Raw genomic sequence first — 21,926 nt, 5'->3', positions numbered from 1 at the left:
AACCTTCCTGGTCAGCTCTCGGTACGTCGGCCGAGTTCGTTGTCGATGAAGGCGAGGACCTCGTCGGTGCTCGCGGCGCTGAGGCGGTCGGCCACCGCCGTCTCCTCCTGGGGCGCGGCGGATCCGCCGTACTGGGCGAGGAGGTTGCGCAGCCGGGCCAGGGCGCCCGACTGTGCGAGGTCGTCGTGGGTGCCGGCGGCGAGGGCCGCCTCCAGCCGGTCGAGTTCGGCGGTGATCGCCGGGGTCTCGGGGGCGGCGCCCAGCAGTTCGCCGGCCAGCTGGTCGGCGAGTTCCTGCGGGGTCGGGTGGTCGAACACCAGGGTGGCGGCGAGCTTCAGGCCGGTCGCCGACGACAGGCTGTTGCGCAGTTCCACCGCGGTGAGCGAGTCGAAGCCGAGCGAGCGGAACTCCTTGTCGGCGTCGATCGCGGCGGGTGTGGCGTGCCCGAGGACGCCGGCGGCGTGTCCGCACACCAGGTCCAGCAGGTACTTGGCGCCCTCCTCGGGCGGCAGCTCGGCGAGCAGGCCCGCCAGGTCGGGTGCGGTCCCGGTCGTGCCGCCGCCTGCGGTGCGCTTGCCGCCGCGCACCAGGCCGCGCAGCACCGCCGCGACCTCGACGGGCCGTTCGGTGCGACCGGTGGCGATCAGCGCGGGCACGAGCAGCGCGTCGCCGCGGGCGATGGCGTCGTCGAACAGCGCGAGGCCCTGTGCCTCGGACAGCGGTGGCATCCCGGAGCGTCCGAGGCGGTCCATGGCGCCCTCGGCGAGGTGGGCGGTCATGCCGCTGTCCTGCGCCCACGGCCCCCACGCCAGGGAGGTGGCGGCGAGGCCGAGGCCCTGCCGGTGGGCGGCGAGGGCGTCGAGGAAGGCGTTGGCCGCCGCGTAGTTGGCCTGCCCGGCGGCGCCGGTGACACCGGCCACCGACGAGTACAGGACGAACGCCGCCAAGCGGTGCTCGCGGGTCGCCTCGTGCAGGTTCCAGGCGCCGTCGACCTTGGGGCGCAGCACCGCGTCGAGCCGTTCGGGGGTCAGGGAGCCGATCACGCAGTCGTCGAGCACGCCCGCCGTGTGCACCACCGCCGTGAGCGCGGGCACCGACGCGACCAGCTCGGCGACCTCCGCGCGGTCGGCGACGTCGCACGCTGCGACGATCACCTCGGCGCCGTACCCGGCGAGTTCCGCGCGCAGCGCCTCGGCCTCCGGTGCGTCCGGCCCCCGGCGGGAGACGAGCAGCAGGTTCCTGACGCCGCGTCGCGTCACCAGGTGGCGGGCGAGTGCGGCGCCGAGGCCGCCGGTCCCGCCGGTGATCAGGACGGTACCGTCCGGGTCCCAGTCGCGCGGTGTGCCGTCGCCGGTGACCCGGGCGAGCCGTCCGACCAGCACCTCGCCGTCGCGTACGACGACCTGGGTCTCACCGGAGTCGAGCAGCGCGGGCGCGAGCGGCAGAGCGGCCGCCGGGTCGTCGCTCTCGACGAGCAGGAGCCGGCCGGGGTTCTCGGACTGCGCGGAGCGCACCAGACCCCACACGGTGGCCGCCGCGAGGTCGCCGGGGCGGGTGGTGAACACCAGGCGGGCGTCGGCGTACCGGTCGTCGTCGAGGAAGTCCCGTACGGCGGCCAGGGCGCGCCCGGCGAGCGCGTGTGCGGTGCCCGGCAGATCGCCTTCGCCGGCCTCCAGGGCGAGGGCGACCACGTCGGGCACGGTGGTGCCGACCTCGGCGAGGTCCGTCACCCGTGCCACGGTCGGCGCACCGGCCGCGTCGAGCTGCGCGGGCACCCAGTCGAGCCGGAACAGGTCCTTCTGGGCGGCGCGTTCGGCGAGGGGCGCGCCGAAGGTGACCGACCGGGCGGAGAGGACCGGCGCTCCGTTGCCGTCGGCGGCGGCGAACGAGCCGTCCGCGCCCCACCGCACGCGCAACGCCGAGGCGCCGACGGCGTGCAGGGAGACGCCGTGCCACTCCAGGGGCACCCGGTCCGCCTCGCCGTCCCGCACGGCGCAGTCCAGCAGCGCCGGGTGCACGCCGTAGAACTGGGCGTCGGCGGCGCCTTCGGGGAGTTCGACGGGCGTCCAGCCGTCGCCCGTGAAGTCGGCGACATGCTCGCCCGGTGCGAGGACGCCGGAGGCGAGCGGAGTCCAGGGCCCGTCGCCGTCGGCGCGTGAGTGAACGGTCAGCTCCCGTTTGCCGTCGCCGTCGGGTGCGCCCACCCACACCTGGAGCACGCCCGCCGTCAGCGGGGCGGTGGCGGTGAGGGACTCGACGGTGCCGAGGCCCACCTGGTCGGCGGCGCGGAACGCGATCTCGGCGAACGCGGTCTCGGGGAAGCCGACCGGGAGCCGGTTGGTGAACACCACCGCGTCCGCCCCGGCGACGGCCATGGCGGCGCCGAGGATGGGGTGGTCTACGGGGCCGAGCCCGACGGCGCTCACGTCGCCGGTCTGCCGCAGCGGCGTCGGCCAGTAGCGCTCGTGCTGGAAGGCGTACGTCGGCAGCGCGACCCGGCGTGCGCCGGTGCCCTCGAACAGGGGCGTCCAGTCGACGTGCACGCCCGTGACGTGCAGCCGGGCGAGTGCGGTGAGCAGGGCGGTGGGTTCGTCCCGGTCGCCGCGCAGCAGCGGGATCGCCGCGGCGGAGGCGGACTCGGTGATCAGGGCCGAGAGCACACCGGTGGGACCTATCTCCAGGACCGTGTCCGTGCCTGCGGCTTCGAGCGCGGCGACGCCGTCGGCGAAGCGGACGGGCTCACGGACGTGGCGGACCCAGTAGTGCGGCGAGCACAGCTCGTCGCCGGTGACGAGGTGTCCGGTCAGGTTGGACACCACGGGGATCTGCGGCGGGGCGAACGACAGGTCCGCGAGCAGCTCACGGAAGTCGTCGAGCATCGGCTCCATCAGCGGCGAGTGGAAGGCGTGGCTGACCGGCAGCCGCTTGGTCTTCCGCCCGTTCTTCGCGAAGTCGTCGGCGATCTTCCGGGCCTCGCTCGCGTCACCGGCGAGCACGACGGAGTCGGGCCCGTTGACGGCGGCGATAGAGACGTTCGCGGTGAGGAGCCGGGCCACCTCGTCCTCGGTCGCCTGGATCGCGATCATCGCGCCGCCCGCGGGCAGCGCCTGCATCAGCCGGGCGCGCGCGGTGACCAGCGTGGCCGCGTCTTTCAGCGTGAGCACGCCGGCGGCGTGCGCGGCGGCGATCTCGCCGACGGAGTGCCCGCCGACGAAGGCGGGCCGGACGCCGTAGGACTCGACGAGCCGGTAGAGGGCGACCTCGACGGCGAACAGCGCGGGCTGGGTGTGGCCGGTCCGGTTCAGCGCCTCCTCGTCCTCGCCCCAGATCACGTCGCGCAGCCCCGGCTCCAGGAGCGCCAACACCTCGTCCAGCGCGGCACGGAACACCGGGAACCGGTCGTACAACTCCCGTCCCATGCCCAGGCGTTGGGCGCCCTGGCCGGAGAACAGCACGGCGAGTTCGGGCCGTCCGGCGCGGCCGCGGGCGATCTCGTGGCCGTCCAGGAGTACGGCGCGGTGCTCGAACCGGGACCGGTCGAGCAGGGAGAGTCCGACGTCGAGCGGGTCGGCCTCGACCGCGCGGAGCCGGGTGAGCTGGGCGTCCAGCGCCGCTTCGGACTTGGCGGAGACGGTCCAGGCGGCCGGCGGTCGTGCCGCGTCGGGGGCGGGGGTCGGCGCCTTCTCGGCGGACCGCGGGGCCTGCTCCAGGATGACGTGCGCGTTGGTGCCGCTGAGGCCGAACGAGGAGACGCCCGCGCGGCGCGGCCGGTCCGCGGTGGGCCAGGGGGTGGCCTCGGTGAGCAGGGACACCGATCCGGCGGACCAGTCGACGTGGGTGGTCGGCTCGGTGACGTTCAGGGTGCTCGGGAGCACCTCGTGGCGCAGCGCCATCACCATCTTGATCACCCCGGCGACGCCGGCGGCGGCCTGGGTGTGGCCGATGTTCGACTTGATCGAGCCGAGCAGCAGAGGCCGGTCGGCGTCGCGGTCCTGGCCGTAGGCGGCGATGAGGGCCTGGGCCTCGATGGGGTCGCCGAGGGTGGTGCCGGTGCCGTGCGCCTCGACGGCGTCCACGTCGGCGGCGGTGAGCCCGGCGGAGGCCAGCGCCTGCCGGATCACCCGCTGCTGCGAGGGACCGTTGGGCGCGGTCAGGCCGTTGGACGCACCGTCCTGGTTGATCGCCGAACCGCGTACGACGGCGAGCACCTCGTGCCCGTTGCGCACGGCGTCGGAGAGCCGCTCGACGACGAGCACGCCGATGCCCTCGGACCAGGCGGTGCCGTCCGCGCTGTCGGAGAACGGCTTGCAGCGGCCGTCGAGGGCGAGCCCGCTCTGCAGGCTGAACTCCATGAACGCGCCGGGCGCCGACATCACCTGCACGCCGCCGGCCAGCGCCAGCGAGCACTCCCCGCCGCGCAGCGCCTGCACGGCCAGGTGCAGGGAGACGAGCGCGGAGGAGCAGGCCGTGTCGACCGTCATCGACGGGCCTTCGAGGCCCAGCGCGTAGGACAGCCGGCCGGCGATGACACTCGGCGAGGTGCCGGTGCCGGAGTAACCCTCCAGGGACTGCTCGGAGTTGAGCATCAGGTGCGCGTAGTCCTGACCGGAGGCGCCGATGTAGACGCCGGTACGGGTGCCGCGCAGCGCCACCGGGTCGATGCCGGTGCGCTCCAGGGCCTCCCAGGAGGTCTCCAGGACGAGGCGCTGGTGCGGGTCCATGGACACGGCCTCGCGGGGCGAGATGCCGAAGAACGCGGCGTCGAAGTCGGCGATGCCCTTGATGAAGCCGCCCTGTCCGGTGACGCTGCGGCCGGCGCCCTCGCCGACCAGGTTCTCGTCCCAGCCCCGGTCGGTGGGGAACGGCGTGATCGCGTCACGGCCCTGGGCGACCAGCTCCCACAGGTCCTCGGGGCCGTCGACGCCGCCGGGGAAGCGGCAGGCGATGCCGACGATCGCGACCGCCTCGCCGTCGTGCCGTGCCGCGACGGACGGCAGGTCGGGCTCGTCGGCGCCTGCCGGGCCGCCGAACACCTCGGCGACCAGGTACTCGCCGAGTGCCTGCGGGGTCGGGTAGTCGAACACCAGGGTCGCGGGCAGGGTCAGGCCGGTGGCCGCGCCGAGGCGGTTGCGCAGTTCCACCGAGGTGAGCGAGTCGAAGCCGAGGGCGCGGAACTCGCGGTCGGCGTCCACGGCGTCCGGCGAGGCGTGCCCGAGCACCGCTGCCGCCTCGCCGCGCACCACGTCGACGAGGGCGCGCACCCGGTCGGCGGGGCGAGCGTCGTCGAGGCGCCGCAGCGCCCCGGCCGCCGTGCCGCCCGAGGTGGCCGTACGGCGGCCCCGCAGCAGGTTGCGCAGCAGCGGCGGCACGAAGCCGGTGGTGACGGTGCCGGTGATGACGCGGGCCGGCACCAGCAGCGGTTCGTCGACCGCGGTGGCCGCGTCGAACAGGGCGAGGCCGTGCTCCAGGGGCATCGGCGGCATGCTGGACTTCTCCAGCCGCTCCAGCGCCGCCGCGTCCATCGTGCGGGTCATGCCGGCCTCGGAACTCCACGCGCCCCACGCCAGGGAGAGCGCGGGCAGCCCGAGCGAGCGCCGGTACTGGGCGAGGGCGTCGAGGAAGGCGTTGCCCGCCGCGTAGTTGCCCTGCCCCGCGGTGCCCAGCACGCCGGACACCGACGAGTACAGGACGAACGCCGCGAGGTCCTTGTCCCGGGTCAGCTCGTGCAGGTTCCAGGCAGCGTCGGCCTTCGGCCGCAGCACCGCGCCGAGCCGGTCCGGGGTCAGCGAGGCGATCACGCCGTCGTCCAGCACACCGGCCGTGTGGACGACCGCGGTGAGGTCGTCCACGCCGTCCAGGACCGCCGCGAGCGCGTCCCGGTCGGCGGCGTCGCACGCGGCGACGGTGACGTCGGCGCCGTGGGCGAGCAGTTCGGCCTGCAACTCCAGCGCACCGGGCGCATCCAGGCCGCGTCGGCTGAGCAGCAGCAGCCTGCGGGCGCCGCGCTCGACGAGGTGGCGGGCGAGTTCCGCGCCGAGCCCGCCGGTGCCGCCGGTGACCAGGACCGTGCCGTCGGGGTCCCAGCCGCCCGGCACGGTGATGACGATCTTGCCGATGTGCTGGGCGCGGCTCATGTACCGGAACGCGTCCCGGGCCCGCCGTACGTCCCAGGTGCTGATCGGCAGCGGCTCCAGGACCCCCTGGTCGAACAGCTCGACGAGGGCGTGCAGCATGCGCTGGATGTGGTCGGGGTGGGCCTCGCCGAGGTCGAAGGGCCGGTAGGCGATGCCGGGTGGGTCCTCGCGCAGGTCGGTCTTGCCCATCTCCAGGAACCGGCCGCCCGCGCCGAGCAGGCGCAGCGAGGCGTCGATGAACTCGCCGGTCAGCGCGTTGAGTACGACGTCGATGCCCTGGCCGGACTGGCCGGACTGACTGGATTGGCCGGACTGACCGGACTGGGCGAACTTCGTCTCGAACGCGGTGTCGCGGGAGGAGGCGATGTGGTCGTCGTCGAGGCCGAGGCCGCGCAGGACGTCCCACTTGCCCTCGCTCGCGGTGGCGAAGACCTCGGCACCGAGGTGCCGGGCGACCTGGACGGCCGCCATGCCGACACCGCCGGCACCGGCGTGGACGAGCACCTTCTCGCCGGGGCGCACCTGGCCGAGCTCGACGAGGGCGTAGTACGCGGTGAGGAACACCAGCGGTACGGAGGCGCCCTGTTCGAAGGTCCAGCCGTCGGGGAGCCGCGTGAGGTAGCGCTCGTCGATGACGCCGAGCGGGCCCATGCCGCCGAACAGCATGCCGAAGACCGGGTCACCGGGGCGCAGCCCGGTCACCTCGGGGCCGGTCTCGACGACGACGCCCGCCGCCTCGGCGCCGAACGAGCCTGCCTCGCCCGGGTACATGCCGAGTGCGTTGAGGACGTCGCGGAAGTTGAGGCCGGCCGCGCGGATGGCGACGCGCACCTGTCGGCCGGTGAGGGGTTCGGCGACCTCGGGGCAGGGGGCAAGGGTCAGTGCGTCGACGCTGCCCTTGGCGGTGGTGTCGAGCCGCCACGGCACGCCCACGGGGGGTACGAGGGACGGTCCGCCGGCGATCCGGGCGAGTCGGCCGGCGTAGGTGACGCCGTCGCGCACGATCAGCTGCTGTTCCTCGGTGACCAGCATGCCGGGGCTGAGCTCGCCGCCGGCGTCGAGGTCGACGAGCAGGAACCGGCCGGGGTTCTCGGCCTGGGCGCTGCGCACCAGGCCCCACACGGCGGCTGCGCCGAGGTCGGTGACGGGTTCGTCGCCGATGGCGGCGGCCCCGCGGGTCACGAACACCGTGCGCTGGTCGGCTTGTTGGAGGAGCTCCAGCACCCGGGCGGTCTCGGTGTGCGCGGAGGCGGCGTCGGTGCCGCCGGTGACCTCGACGATCCGTATGTCGGCGGCTTCGGCATCCGTGTCGGGGAGCGGTATGCGCGTCCACTCGACGCGGAACAGGGAGTCGCGCAGGTCGGCGCCGGGTGCGGGCCGTTCGGCGGACGGCCTGCGCACCACGAGGGACTTGGCCGACAGGACCGGGGCGCCCTCGGCGTCGACCGCGGTGACGGAGACGGAGTCGCCGCCGGCGGGTGACAGCCGTACGCGTAGCCGCGACGGGCCGATGGCGTGCAGCGACACGCCGTTCCACTCGAAGGGCAGGCCCTGGCCCGCGCCCTCGACGAACGTGATGGCGTGCAGGGCGGAGTCCAGCAGGGCAGGGTGCACACCGAACCGGGCCGCGTCCTCGGCGTCGTCGGGCAGCGCGACCTCGACGTAGACGTCGCCGCCCGCGCGCCAGGCGGCCTTCAGGCCCCGGAACACCGGCCCGTAGGACAGGCCGGCCTCGCCCAGGGTGTCGTAGAAGCCGTCCAGGTCGACGGGGTCGGCTCCGGCGGGCGGCCACTGCGCGGTGTCGAAGGCGGCCTGGTGCGGGCCCTCGGCGAGGGTGCCGCTCGCGTGCTGGACCCAGGTGTCGGAGCCGGTCGGGCGGGAGTGGACGCTCACCGCGCGCCGGCCGCTGTCGTCGGGGGCGCCGACGCGGACCTGGACGGGCACGGCGTCGCGTTCCGGCAGGACCAGGGGTACGACGATGGTGAGTCCGTCCACGCGGTCGCAGCCGGTGACGTCGCCGGCGCGGATGGCGAGGTCGAGGAACCCGGTGCCGGGGAACAGCACCGCGCCGCCGACGACATGGTCGGCGAGCCAGGGCTGGAGCGCCGGGGACAGCCGGCCCGACAGCACCAGTTCGTCGGTGCCGGCGACGGACACCGAGGCGCCGAGCAGCGGGTGGCCGCCCGGGGCGAGCCCGTACGCGGTGGGGTCGCCTGCGCGGCCGCCGACGGAGGCGCGGGGCCAGAAGCGCTGGTGGTCGAAGGCGTAGGTGGGCAGGTCGACGAGGCGGCCCTGCGGGAACCACGGCGCCCAGTCGACCGGCACCCCGTCGACGTGCACCCGGGCGAGGGCGGTGACGAGGGCGGTCGCCTCGGGACGGTCCCTGCGCAGCGCGGGCACGGCACCGTCGACGAGGGCCGACAGCACGCCGTCGGGCCCGACCTCCAGGAACCTGGTGGCGCCCGCCGCGCGCAGCCGGTCCACGTTGTCGGCGAACCGCACCGCGTCCCGGACGTGGGCGACCCAGTACTCGGGGTCGGTGACATCGCCGCTGGTGAACAGCGGGATCGCGGGCTCGTGGAAGGACAGCCCGGCGAGAGCCGTACGGAAGTCGTCGAGCATCGGGTCCATCAGCGGGGAGTGGAAGGCGTGCGACACCTTCAGCCGCTTGTGCCTCCACCGTTCGGCGATGCGCAGCACCTCGTGCTCGTCGCCCGCGACGACCACGGAGTCGGGCCCGTTGACGGCGGCGACCGAGACGTTCGCGGTGAGGTGCGGGACGACCTCGGCCTCGGTGGCCCGTACGGCGACCATGGCGCCGCCGGGCGGCAGCGCGTCCATGAGGGCGGAGCGGGCGGTGACCAGTTCGGCGGCGTCGGCGAGCGACAGCACCCCGGCGACATGGGCCGCGGCGATCTCGCCGATGGAGTGGCCGGCGAGGAGCGCGGGCCGGACGCCGAAGGACTCCAGGAGCCGGTACAGGGCGACTTCGACGGCGAACAGCGCGGGCTGGGTGTTCCCCGTGCGGTTCAGTGCCTCCGCGTCGTCGCCCCAGATGACGTCGCGCAGCGCCGGGTCGAGGTGGACGAGTACGTCGTCCAGGGCGGTGGCGAAGACCGGGAACCGCTCGTACAGCTCGCGGCCCATGCCGAGACGCTGGGAGCCCTGCCCGGAGAACAGCACCGCGAGGGTCTGCTCGGCCGCCACGCCGGAGGCGATCTCGGCGCCGTCGAGGAGCACCGCGCGGTGCTCGAACAGGGTCCGGGAAGTGACCAGCGAGTACCCGATGTCGGCGGGGTCGCCCGGGAGTTGGGCCGTCTTGTCGACCTGGGCGCGGAGCGAGGCCGGGGACTTCGCGGAGACGATCCACGGGGCCGGTGGCGCATGCTCGGGGGCGGGCGCGGAGCCCTGGCGGGCGGCGGGAGCCTCGGGGGTGGGCAGTTCCCGGGCGGGTGCCTCCTCCAGGATCACGTGCGCGTTGGTGCCGCTGATGCCGAAGGAGGAGACGCCGGCGCGGCGCGGCCGGCCGCCGGTCGCGGGCCAGTCCGTGGTCTCGGTCAGGAGCGATACGGCGCCGGTGGACCAGTCGATGTGCGACGACGGTTCGGTGACGTGGAGGGTCCGGGGCAGCACGCCGTTCCGCAGCGCCAGCACCGTCTTGATGACGCCGGCCGCGCCCGCCGCCGCCTGCGTGTGCCCCAGGTTCGACTTGACGGAGCCGAGCCGCAGCGGACGGTCGGCGGGCCGGTCGTGGCCGTAGGCGGCGATGAGGGCCTGGGCCTCGATGGGGTCGCCGAGGGTGGTGCCGGTGCCGTGGGCCTCGACGGCGTCGACGTCGGCGGGCTGCAGTCCGCCGCTGGCCAGCGCCTGCCGGATGACGCGCTGCTGCGACGGGCCGTTCGGCGCCGTGAGGCCGTTGGAGGCGCCGTCCTGGTTGAAGGCGGAGCCGCGTACGACGGCGAGAACCGGGTGCCCTGCGGCCACCGCGTCGGAGAGCCGCTCGACGACGAGGACGCCCACGCCCTCGGACCATCCGGTGCCGTCGGCGTCGTCGGAGAACGCCTTGCACAGGCCGTCCGGGGCGAGCCCGCCCTGCCGGGAGAACCCGGAGAAGCTGGTCGGCGTCGCCATCACCGTCACCCCGCCGGCGAACGCGAGCGAGCACTCGCCGGCCCGCAGCGCCTGCGCGGCGAGGTGCAGCGCGACCAGCGCTGAGGAGCATGCGGTGTCGACGGTGACGGCGGGCCCTTCGAGGCCCAGCGCGTAGGAGACGCGCCCGGAGATCACGCTGGCCGCGAGCCCGGTGCCGGCGTGGCCCTCCAGGTCCTCGTCGGAGGCCATCACGACGTGCTGGTAGTCCTGCCCGTTGGTGCCGTAGAACACGCCGGTGCGGCTGCCGCGCAGCGAGCCGGGGTCGACGCCGGCGCGTTCGACCGCCTCCCAGGACGTTTCGAGGAGCAGCCGTTGCTGCGGGTCCATGGCGAGGGCCTCGCGGGGCGAGATGCCGAAGAAGGCGGGGTCGAAGTCCGCGACGCCGGTGAGGAATCCGCCGCGTCCGGTGGAGCTGGCGAGGGCGCCGAGGTCCCAGCCGCGGTCGGCCGGGAACTCGGTGATCGCGTCCCGTCCTTCGACGAGCAGCGTCCACAGGTCCTCGGGCGAGTCGATGCCGCCCGGGAAGCGGCAGGCCATGCCGACGATGGCGATGTCGTCCGTGGTGCGGACCACGTCGGTGTCGGCCAGATCGGCCCCGGTGCCGAGGAGCTCGCCGAGGAGGAACTCGGCGAGCGCGCGGGGGCTGGGATGGTCGAAGACGAGCCCGGCGGGCAGGGCGAGCCCGGTGACCTCGGTGAGCTGGTTGCGCAGGTCGACGGCGGTGAGCGAGTCGAACCCGATGTCGCGGAACGCCTTGTCCGCGGCGACGGCCTCCTTCCCGGAGTGGCCGAGCACGGCCGCCGCCCGGGTGCGCACCAACTCCAGTACGGGTGCGATGCGTTCACCGTCGGGCAGGGCGCGCAGGCTGCCGCGCAGGGCGGCGCCGGCGGACTCGCTGTCGCGCCGGGCGGCGTCGAGCGCGTCGAGCACGCCGCGCGCGCCGGGCAGTTCGCCGAGGACGGGGGTGGGGCGCAGGCTCAGCAGGGCGCTGAGGAGCTGCGGGTGGCGCAGATCGGCGACGACGGCGGTCGCGGCGGGCTCGGCGACGACGTGCCGCAGGGCTTCGAGTGCGAGGGCGGGGTCGAGGCTGGTGGCGCCGGTCTGCCGGATGGCGGCCGCGGCGCGTTCGCCTCCGGCCATGCCGTCGCCGGCCCACGCTCCCCAGGCGACGGAGGTCGCGGCGAGACCGGCGGCGCGCCGGCGCTGGGCGAGGGCGTCGAGGACGGCGTTGGCGGCGGCGTAGTTGGCCTGCCCGGGATTGCCGATCGCGCCGGCGACCGAGGAGAACAGCACGAAGGCGTCGAGGTCGCGTGCGCGGGTCAGCTCGTCGAGGACGAACGCGGCCTGCGCCTTGGCGCGGAAGACGTCGGCGAACCGCTCGGGCGCCAGGCCTTCCAGGACGCCGTCGTCGAGGACACCGGCGGCGTGGACCACGGCGGTGAGGTCGTCGATGCCGTCCAGCAGCGCGGCGACGGCCTCGCGGTCGGCGGCGTCGCAGGCGGCGATCACGATGTCCGCGCCGAGTCCGCCCAGTTCCGCGCGGAGTTCGGCGGCGCCGGGCGCGTCCGGGCCCCGGCGGCTGAGCAGGACGACGCGGGCGGCGCCCCGGGTGGCGAGGTCGCGGGCGACGTGGCGGCCGAGGGCGCCGGTGCCGCCGCTGACGACCACGGTGCCGGAGGGCTCCCACTCGGGGCCGCCGGGTGCGCGCGGCGCCACGACGACACGGCGGCCGAAGACGCCAAAGTCACGTACGGCGACCTGGTCCTCGGTCGAGCCGAGGACGGCCAGCAGGCGTCGCGCGGCGCGTTCGTCGAGCTCTTCGGGCAGGTCCACGAGGCCGCCCCAGCGCCCGGGGTGCTCCAGGGCGGCGACCCGGCCGAGTCCCCAGACGCCGGCCTGCCAGGGGTGGACGACGGGGTCGGCGCGGCCGACGGACACCGCCGCGCGGGTCACGGACCACAGGGGCGCGGTGATCCCGGCGTCGCCGAGGGCCTGGAGGAGGGTGGCGGTGGAGACGGCCGCGGTCTGGTCGCCCGGGTCGTCGAGCGCCATCAAGGAGACGACGCCCGTGTACCGGGTCGTGTCGAACTCGGCGAGCAGCGCGGTGAGTTGGGCACGGTCGGCCGCCACCGGGACGTCCAGGCGGGTGGCATCGCCGAGGGCGGTGACGACGGCGGTGACCCACGGGTCGTCGGCCACGCGCTGCGGCACGGCGACCAGCCAGGGGCCCGTGGCGGGGGTGAGTCCGGTGACGGGCTGCCAGGTCTCGCGGTGCAGCCAGGAGTCCACGGTGGAGCGGGCCTTGCGCCGGCCGCGCCACGCGGACAGCGCGGGCAGCACCCCGTCGAGGGTGTCGGCGTCGAGGCCGAGGGTCGCGGACAGGGAGGCGACGTCCGCGCTCTCCACGGCGGCCCAGAACGCCGCGTCGGCCGGGTCCTGCACCATCGCCCCGGCGTCGGCGGTCTCGGGCCAGTACCGCTCGTGCTGGAACGGATAGGTCGGCAGGTCGACGAGCCGCCCGCCGGGGTAGCAGGGCGACCAGTCGACCTCGACGCCGCTGACGTGCAGCCGGGCGAGCGCGGTGAGCAGCGCGGTCGCCTCGTCGCGGTCCCGGCGCAGCACCGGCACCGCGTCCTCGACCAGCGCGGACAGCACGCCGTCGGGGCCGACCTCCAGGAACGCCGTCGCGCCACGCTCTCGCAGCCGTACGACGTTGTCGTGGAAGCGGACGGCGTCGCGCACATGGCGCACCCAGTACTCGGGATCGGTCACGTCGCCGCTGGTCACGACCGGGATGCTCGGTTCGCGGAACGTCAGGTCGGCGATCGCGGCGCGGAAGTCCTCAAGCATGGGGTCCATGAGCGGCGAGTGGAACGCGTGGGACACCCGCAGCCGCGTCGCCTTGCGCCCGATGCCCTCGAAGTGGGCCGCGACCCGCGCCGCCTCGGTCTCGACTCCGGCCACGACCACGGAGTTGGGGCCGTTGACCGCGGCGATCGACACCTCGGGGGTGAGGTGCGGCAGGACCTCCTGTTCGGTGGCCCGGATCGCGATCATCGCGCCGCCGGCGGGCAGCGTCTGCATCAGCCGGGCTCGGGCGGTGACGAGCCGGGCCGCGTCGGCCAGGTCAAGCACCCCGGCGACGTGGGCGGCGGCGATCTCGCCGACGGAGTGCCCGGCCAGCAGCCGCGGCTTGATCCCGTAGGACTCGATCAGCCGGTAGAGGGCGACCTCGACGGCGAACAGGGCGGGCTGGGTGTGCCCGGTCCGGTTCAGCGCCGCCTCGTCGTCCCCCCACATGACCTCGCGGACCGCCGGGTCGAGCCGGTCCAGCACCTCGTCCAGCGCGGCGGCGAACACCGGCTGCCGTGCGTACAACTCCTGCCCCATGCCGAGGTGTTGGGCGCCCTGTCCCGAGAACAGCAAGGCGAGAGACCGGTCGGCGGCGACGCCGGAGGCGAGTTCCGTGCCGTCGAGCAGCACCGCCCGGTGCTCGAACAGGGTCCGGGAGGCAGCAAGCGAGTACCCGATGTCGACGGGGTCGTCGCCCGTCAGCGCGCGCACCTGCTCGACCTGGGCCCGCAGCGCCGCCTCGGACTTGGCGGAGACGAGCCATGGCACCGGTTCCGTGCGGGGCCCGGCGGCCGGGGCGGCGGGTTCGGCGGGGCCCTGCTCCAGGATGATGTGCGCGTTGGTGCCGCTGAGGCCGAACGAGGAGACGCCCGCCCGGCGCGGCCGGTCCGCCTGCGGCCACGGGGTGTTGTCGGTGAGCAGCGAGACCGCGCCCGCCGACCAGTCGACGTGCGAGGACGGCTCGGTCACGTGCAGCGTCCTGGGCAGCACCCCGTGCCGCAGCGCCAGGACCGTCTTGATGACACCGGCGACACCCGCCGCCGCCTGGGTGTGCCCCAGGTTGGACTTGACGGCGCCCAGGTACAGCGGCGTCTCGCGGTCGCGTCCGTAGGCGGCGAGCAGCGCCTGCGCCTCGATCGGGTCGCCGAGCCGGGTGCCGGTGCCGTGCGCCTCCACGGCGTCCACGTCCGTCGCGGACAACCCGGCGTTCGCCAGCGCCTGCCGGATCACCCGCTGCTGCGCCGGACCGTTCGGCGCCGTGAGCCCGTTGGACGCACCGTCCTGGTTGACGGCCGACCCGCGCACCACGGCCAGGATCCGGTGCCCGTTGCGCAGCGCATCCGACTGCCGTTCGAGTACGACGATGCCGGCGCCCTCGGACCAGCCCGTGCCGTCGGCGTCGTCGGAGAAGGCCCGGCAGCGGGCGTCGGCCGCGAGGCCGCCCTGGGCGTTGAAGCCGGCGAAGTTCATCGGCGTCGACATGACCGTGACACCGCCGACCAGGGCGAGTGTGGACTCCCCGGAGCGCAGGGACTGCGCCGCGAGGTGCAGGGCGACCAGCGACGACGAGCACGCGGTGTCGACGGTGAGGGCGGGCCCCTCGAAGCCGAACACGTACGACAGGCGGCCGGAGATCACGGCGGCGGCGAGGCCCGTGCTCGCATGGCCCTCGATGTCGCCGCGCGCCCGCAGGACGAGGTTCGTGTAGTCCTGTCCGTTGGTGCCGACGAACACACCGGTCTTGGTGCCGCGCAGGGTGGCGGCGTCGATGCCGGCGTGCTCGACCGCCTCCCAGGCCACCTCCAGCAGCTGGCGCTGCTGCGGGTCCATGGCGAGGGCCTCGCGCGGGGAGATCCCGAAGAAGCCGGCGTCGAACTCGGCGGCCCCGTACAGGAATCCGCCCTCGCCCGTGCCGCCCGCCGCGAGCGCCTCCTGCTCCCAGCCGCGGTCCGTGGGGAAGCCGGAGATGGCGTCCTCGCCGTCGTACAGCAGCCGCCACAGCTCCTCGGGCGAGCGCACCCCGCCGGGGAACCGGCAGCCCATGCCGACGATCACGATCGGGTCGTCGGCGTCGGCGACGTCCTGCGCCACCGCCTCCAACTCGCCGCTCTCGCCGAGGAGTTCGGCCAGCAGGTGGTCGGCCAGCGCGGCCGGGGTCGGATAGTCGAAGATCAGCGTCGCGGGCAGGGTGAGCCCGGTCGCCGCGGTGAGGGCGTTGCGCAGCTCGATCGCGGTGAGCGAGTCGAAGCCGAGCGCGCGGAACTCCTTCTCCGCACCCACGGCGTCGGCCGAGTCGTACCCGATGACCTTGGCGGCCTCGGTGCGCACGAGGTCGAGCAGCAGCCGCTGCCGTTCCTCGCCGGCCAGCCCGGCGAGCCGCTGGGCGGTGTCGCCGGACGCGGTGGCGGCGACGCGGCGCCCGGTGCGGGTGAGTCCGCGCAGCAGCGCCGGTACGGGGCCGCTGCCGCCGGAGGCGCCGGGGGCCAGGGGCGCGAGCAGCGGCTCGTCGGAGCGCAGCGCCGCGTCGAACAGGGCCAGACCCTGGGCGACGGACAGCACGGGCATCCGGCGCAGGGCGGTGGCGTCCAGGGTGGCGGTCATGCCGGCGCCGGAGTCCCAGGCGCCCCACGCCAGCGACAGCGCGGGCAGCCCGAGGGACCGGCGGTGCGCGGCGAGCGCGTCCAGGTAGGTGTTGCCCGCCGCGTAGTTGGCCTGCCCGGCGGCGCCGAGCAGGCCGGACACCGACGAGTACAGGACGAACGCCGCGAGGTCCTTGTCCCGGGTCAGTTCGTGCAGATGCCAGGCCGCGTCGGCCTTGGGCCGCAGCACGGTGTCGAGCCGGTCCGCGGTCAGCGAGCCGATGACGCCGTCGTCGAGCACGCCCGCGGTGTGGACGACGGCACCGAGGTCGTCGACGTCGGCCAGCAGCGCGGCCAGCGCCTCGCGGTCGCCGACGTCGCAGGACCGTACGGTCACCTCCGCACCCTGCGCGACGAGTTCGCCCCGCAGCTCTGCCGCCCCGGGAGCGTCCTGCCCTCGCCTGCTGACCAGCAGCAGCTTGCGGGCACCGCGCGCCACGAGGTGCCGCGCCATGATCGCGCCGAGCCCGCCGGTGCCGCCGGTGACCAGGACCGTGCCGGTCCAGTCGGGCGCCTCACCCTCGTACCGGGGAGCCTTGGCCAGCCGGCCGACGCGCGCCTCGCCGTCGTACACCACGACCTGTGTCTCACCGGCGTCGATGAGCGCGGGGAGGCCCGGCAGGACGGCGGCCGACTCCGCCGACCCGTCGAGGTCGACGAGCAGGAACCGGCCCGGGTGCTCCAACTGCGCCGAGCGCACCAAGCCCCACACGGCGCCCGCCGACACGTCCTCGCCGGACACTGCGCCACGCGTCACGAACACCAGGCGCGCCCTCGTCGGCAGCCACTCCTGGACGATCTCCAGCGTCCGCGCGGCGAGTGCGTGTGCCGACTCGGGCCCGGGCTCCCCCATGAGGGGTACGAGGACCACGTCCGGGTCGGTGTTCACGTCCGGGTCGGCCCCGTCCGCCGACGACGACACGAAGTCCCGCACGTCGAGCCCGAAGGCGTCCTCCCCTAGCAGCGCCCAGCGCTCCCCGCCGGGCTCCGGCACCTCCTGGGGCACCCAGTCGAGCCGGAACAGCGAGTCCGCGTCGGTGCGCGCGGCGAGTTCGCCGACCTCCTCGACCGTGACACGGGCGGCGGAGAGCACGGGCGCGCCGGCCGGGTCGGCGGCGGTGAGCGTGACCCCGCCGTCGGTCGCCGTCAGCCGCACGCGCAGCACGGCGGCGCCCGAGGCGTGCAGGCCGACGTCCCGCCAGTGGGTGGCCACGCCGTCGAGGCCCAGGTGGGCGGCGGCGTGCACGGCGGCGTCGAGCAGCGCGGGGTGGATGCCGAACCCCTTGGCCTCGCCGGGCAGGGCGACCTCGGCGAACACCTCGTCACCGCGCCGCCAGACCGCCCTGAGGCCCTGGAACGCCTCGCCGTGGTCGGTGTCGTCGTAGAAGCCGTCGATGCCGACGACCTTGGCGCCCCGCGGCGGCCACACGGAGGCGTCGAACCGCTCGGTCCGCTCCCCCGGCGCAAGCACTCCTGTGGCGTGCTCGATCCACTCGCCGTCGCCGAGCCGCGAGTGGAACCGCAGCTCCCGCCGTCCCTCCGCGCCCGGCCTTCCGACCCACAACTGCACCTGCACGGGCGCCGCCTCGGGCAGCACCAGCGGGGCGACAGCGGTGAGTTCCTCGATCCGCTCACAGCCGACCTGGTCCGCCGCACGCAACGCCAGCTCGACCACCCCGGCACTGGGGAACAGCGGCGCGTCCGCAAGCCACGGGTGGGTTGCCCGCGACAGGCTCCCGGTGAGGATCAGCTCCCCGGACCCGGCGACGGTCATGGCGGCGCCGAGCAGGGGGTGGTCGGCGGGCGTGAGCCCCAGTCCGTGGGCGTCACCGGCGCTGACCGACACCGACGGCCAGTAGCGCTGCCGTTGGAAGGGGTAGGTGGGGAGGTCTGTGCGGCGGCCTCCCTCGTAGAACGGCGTCCAGTCGACTGCGGTGCCTGTCACGTGCAGGCGGGCCAGGGCGGTGACGAAGGCGGTGGGCTCGTCGAGGTTCTTGCGCTGCGCGGGGACGGCGAACGCGCCCGCGGCGGCGGCCATCGCGGACAGGACGCCGTCCGGGCCGATCTCCAGGAGGGGCTTCGAGCCCAGGGCGGTGACGTGGTCGTGGAAGCGGACCGTTTCGCGGACGTGGCGGACCCAGTACTCCGGGTCGGTCACATCGCCGCTGGTCACGATCGGGATCTGCGGCTCCCGGAACGTCAGCCCGGCGATGGCGGCACGGAAGTCGTCCAGCATCGGGTCCATCAACGGCGAGTGGAAGGCGTGGGAGACCTTCAGCCGCTTGGTCCTGCGGTCACCGAAGACTTCGGCGATCCGCTCGACTGCAGCCTCGTCACCCGCGATCACCACCGAGGAGGGGCCGTTCACGGCCGCTATCGACACCAACTCGGTGAGCTGCGCCGCGACTTCCTCTTCGGTGGCCTCGATCGCCACCATCGCGCCCCCGGGCGGCAGCGCCTGCATCAGCGCCGCCCGCGCCGACACCAGCTTCGCCGCGTCCTCCAGGCTGAGGACACCCGCCACATGCGCCGCCGCGATCTCACCGATCGAATGACCGGCAAGGCTCTCCGCCTGCACGCCGAAGGACTCGGCCAGCCGGTACAGCGCGACTTCGAAGGCGAACAACGCCGGTTGCGTGCAACCGGTCCGGTTCAGGGCCTCCTCGTCCTCGCCCCACATCACGTCCCGCAGCGCCGGGTCGAGATGCGCGAGTACGTCATCCAGAGCACGCGCGAAGACAGGGAACCGCTCGTACAACTCCCGGCCCATGCCGAGCCGTTGAGACCCCTGCCCGGAGAAGAGCACGGCCGTCGGCTTCGCGCCGCCCGCCACTCCCCTGGCTATCTCCTCGCCGTCCAGCAGCACGGCCCGGTGCTCGAACAACGACCGCGTGGTCGCCAGGGAGAAGCCGATGTCGGCCGCGTCGCCCTCGATACCCCGCAGCGCCCCGACCTGCTCGCTCAACGCCTCATCGGACTTGGCCGAGACGATCCACGGCACCGCGTGCGCAGGGCGAGCCGCGGGCTCGGGGACGTCCGCCGCGGGCGCCTGCTCCAGGATCACGTGTGCGTTGGTGCCGCTGACGCCGAAGGACGAGACGGCGGCGCGGCGCGGATGGTCCGTGGTGGGCCACTCGGTGTCGGTGGTGGCCAACTGCACCGAACCGGTGTCCCAGTCGATGTGTGTGGACGGTCGCGAGACGTGCAGAGTCCGCGGCACGACGCCGTGGCGCATGGCCATGACCATCTTGATGACACCGGCGACACCGGCGGCGGCCTGGGTGTGCCCGATGTTGGACTTCACGGAGCCCAGGTAGAGCGGTACGTCGCGGTCCTGGCCGTAGGTGGCGAGGAGGCTGCGGGCCTCGATGGGGTCGCCGAGGGGGGTGCCGGTGCCGTGGGCCTCGACGACGTCCACCTCGGCGGCGGGCACCCCGGCCCGGTCCAGGGCCTGGCGGATGACGCGCTGCTGGGCGCGGCCGTTGGGGGCGGTGAAGCCGTTGGAGGCGCCGTCGGAGTTGACCGCGCTGCCGCGCACCACGGCGAGCACGGGGTGCCCGTTGGCGACGGCGTCGGAGAGGCGTTCCAGCATCAGCATGCCGACGCCCTCGGACCAGCCGGTGCCGTCGGCGTCGTCGGAGAACGCCTTGCAGCGGCCGTCGCGCGCGAGGCCGCCGGCGCGGCTGAACTCGACGAGCGAACCGGGCGTGCACATCACGTTGACGCCGCCGGCGAGCGCCAGGGAGCACTCTCCGGCGCGCAGCGCGTGCACGGCGAGGTGCAGTGACACCAGCGAGGACGAGCAGGCGGTGTCGACGGTGACGGTGGGGCCCTCCAGGCCGAGGGCGTAGGAGATGCGGCCGGACTCGGCGGAGGCGGCGATGCCGGTGCCGACGTCGCCGGTGGCGTCGTCGAGGCCGCGGATCAGCAGGTGTTGGTAGTCCTGGCCGTTGGTGCCGACGAACACGCCGGTGCGGGAGCCGCGCAGGGTGGTCGGGTCGATGCCCGCCCGTTCGATGGCCTCCCAGGAGGTCTCAAGGAGCAGGCGCTGCTGCGGGTCCATGGTGACCGCTTCGCGCGGCGAGATGCCGAAGAAGCCGGGGTCGAACTCGGCGAGGGCGGGCAGGAAGCCGCCCTGGACGCTCACGCTGTTGCCGCGCTCGTCGACCTCGCCGCCCAGCAGCGAGGCGATGTCCCAGCCCCGGTTGGTGGGGAATCCGGTGATGGCGTCGCGCCCGGCGGCCACGAGCTCCCACAGCTGTTCCGGGGAGTCGATGCCGGCCGGGAAGCGGCAGGCCATGCCGACGATCGCGACCGGCTCGGTGGCGGCGGCGACCAGTTGCCGGTTCTGCCTGCGCAGCCGCTCCGCGTCCTTCATCGCGGCGCGCAGTGCCTCGACAACCTTCTCGCTGGAGGTGTTCATCCATCAGCTCCGTCGTCCGCAGTCATCCGAAGTCGTCCGACCGCAATTGCAGCAGCCAACCCAGTAGCGATTTCCTCAGAAAAACGGCCGGTCGTCCGTGCGGGACGACCGGCCGTCGGCGGACGTCAGTCGAGCTGTCCGTCCAGCTGTCCGTCCAATTGCCCGCCGAGTTGTCCTTCGAGTGCCGCCTGCACCAGGTCGTCGACGGACATGTCGTCGATCGAGCCGGTGTCGTCGCTCTCCTCGGCCGAGGACTTGCCGAGGAGGTGCAGCAGCGGTTCCAGTACGCCGATCTCGCGCAGCTGGGTGAGCGGCACCTTGGCCAGGAGGTCGCGGATCTCGGCTTCTTCGCCGTCGGTCTCGGCCGCGTCCTCGGGTACCAGCTGGTCCAGCAGGTGGGTGGCCAGCTCGGCGGGCGAGGGGTGGTCGAAGACCAGCGTGGAGGCGAGGCTCAGGCCGGTCGCCGCGCCCAGGCGGTTGCGCAGTTCGACCACGGCGAGCGAGTCGAACCCGAGGTCGCGGAACGGGCGGTCGGCGCGCACCGCGTCGGTGTCGGTCCGGCCCACTACCTCGGCTGCCTGGGTGCGGACCAGGTCGAGCAGCGTCTCGTGGCGCTTGGCCGGCGCCAGGCCGAGGAGCTGCTCGCGCAGTGCGCCGGAGGGTGCCGCTTCGGGTGCCGCCGTCTCCTGGGGTCCGGCGAGTTCCCGCAGCAGCGGGTTGGGCCGGAAGCCGCCGGAGAAGCGGCCCTTGTCGACGGCCGCGACGACCGCGGTCGCCCCGTCCTCCGCGGCCAGCTGACGCAGGGCCGTGCAGGCGAGTTCGGGGTCCATCGCCGCGATGCCCGCGCGCTGGGCGTTGGCGACGGCGTCCTCGGAGTCGGCCATGCCTGCGCCGCCCCAGGCGCCCCAGGCGATCGAGGTGGCGGCCAGGCCGTGGGCCCGGCGCCGTTCGGCGAGCGCGTCCAGCATGGCGTTCGCGGCGGCGTAGTTGGCCTGGCCGGGGCTGCCGACCGCCGACGACGCCGACGAGAACAGCACGAACGCGTCGAGTCCCGAGGTCAGCTCGTCCAGCAGCAGCGCCGGGTCGGCCTTGCTGCGGAACACGTCCTGGAACCGTTCGGGCGTCATCTTGTCGAGGACGCCGTCGTCGAGCACGCCTGCCGTGTGGACCACGGCGGTCAGGTCGTCCACCCCGTCCAGGACCGCCTGCAGGGCGGCCCGGTCGGACACGTCGCAGGCGGTGATGGTGACTTCGGCGCCCAAGTCGCGGAGCGCGGTGCCGAGTTCCTCGGCGCCGGGGGCGTCGGGGCCGCGCCTGCTGAGGAGCAGCAGGTGGCGGGCGCCCTCGCGGGCGAGGGTGCGGGCGACGTGGCCACCGAGCGCGCCGGTGCCGCCGGTGATGAGGACCGTGCCGCGCGGCTCCCAGACGCGGGCCGGCGCGGGGGCGGGCGCGGGGAGGAGCCTGCGGCCGAAGACGCCGCTCGCCCGTACGGCCACCTGGTCCTCGCCGTCCAGTCCGGCGAGGACGGAGGCGAGGCCGCGCAGGACGCGGTCGTCGAGTCCCGCGGATCCGGCAGGTTCGGCGGGCAGGTCGATCAGGCCGCCCCAGCGCTCCGGGTACTCCAGCGCGGCCACCCGGCCCAGGCCCCAGATCGCCGACTGCGTCAGGTCGTCCGGCGCCTCGGCGGCGCTGACGGCCACGGCGCCGCGGGTGACGCACCACAGC

General features: G+C 74.6%; 2 protein-coding genes. Both read right to left on the bottom strand.

Going from position 1 to position 21,926, the window contains the following annotated elements:
* Positions 1–11: 11 nt before the first annotated feature.
* On the bottom strand, positions 12–20,201 hold the full coding sequence (locus ABD932_RS18295; RefSeq protein WP_345013940.1) for a type I polyketide synthase: 20,190 nt from the start codon (positions 20,199–20,201) through the stop codon (positions 12–14).
* A 125-nt stretch (positions 20,202–20,326) separates the two neighbouring features.
* Positions 20,327–21,926: beta-ketoacyl reductase (locus ABD932_RS18290; protein ID WP_345013938.1), on the bottom strand; the 1,600-nt coding region annotated here is incomplete at its 5' end.

The sequence above is a fragment of the Streptomyces shaanxiensis genome, from assembly GCF_039537145.1.
Lineage (GTDB): Bacteria > Actinomycetota > Actinomycetes > Streptomycetales > Streptomycetaceae > Streptomyces > Streptomyces shaanxiensis.
This window is presented reverse-complemented; position numbering and strand designations above follow the sequence as displayed.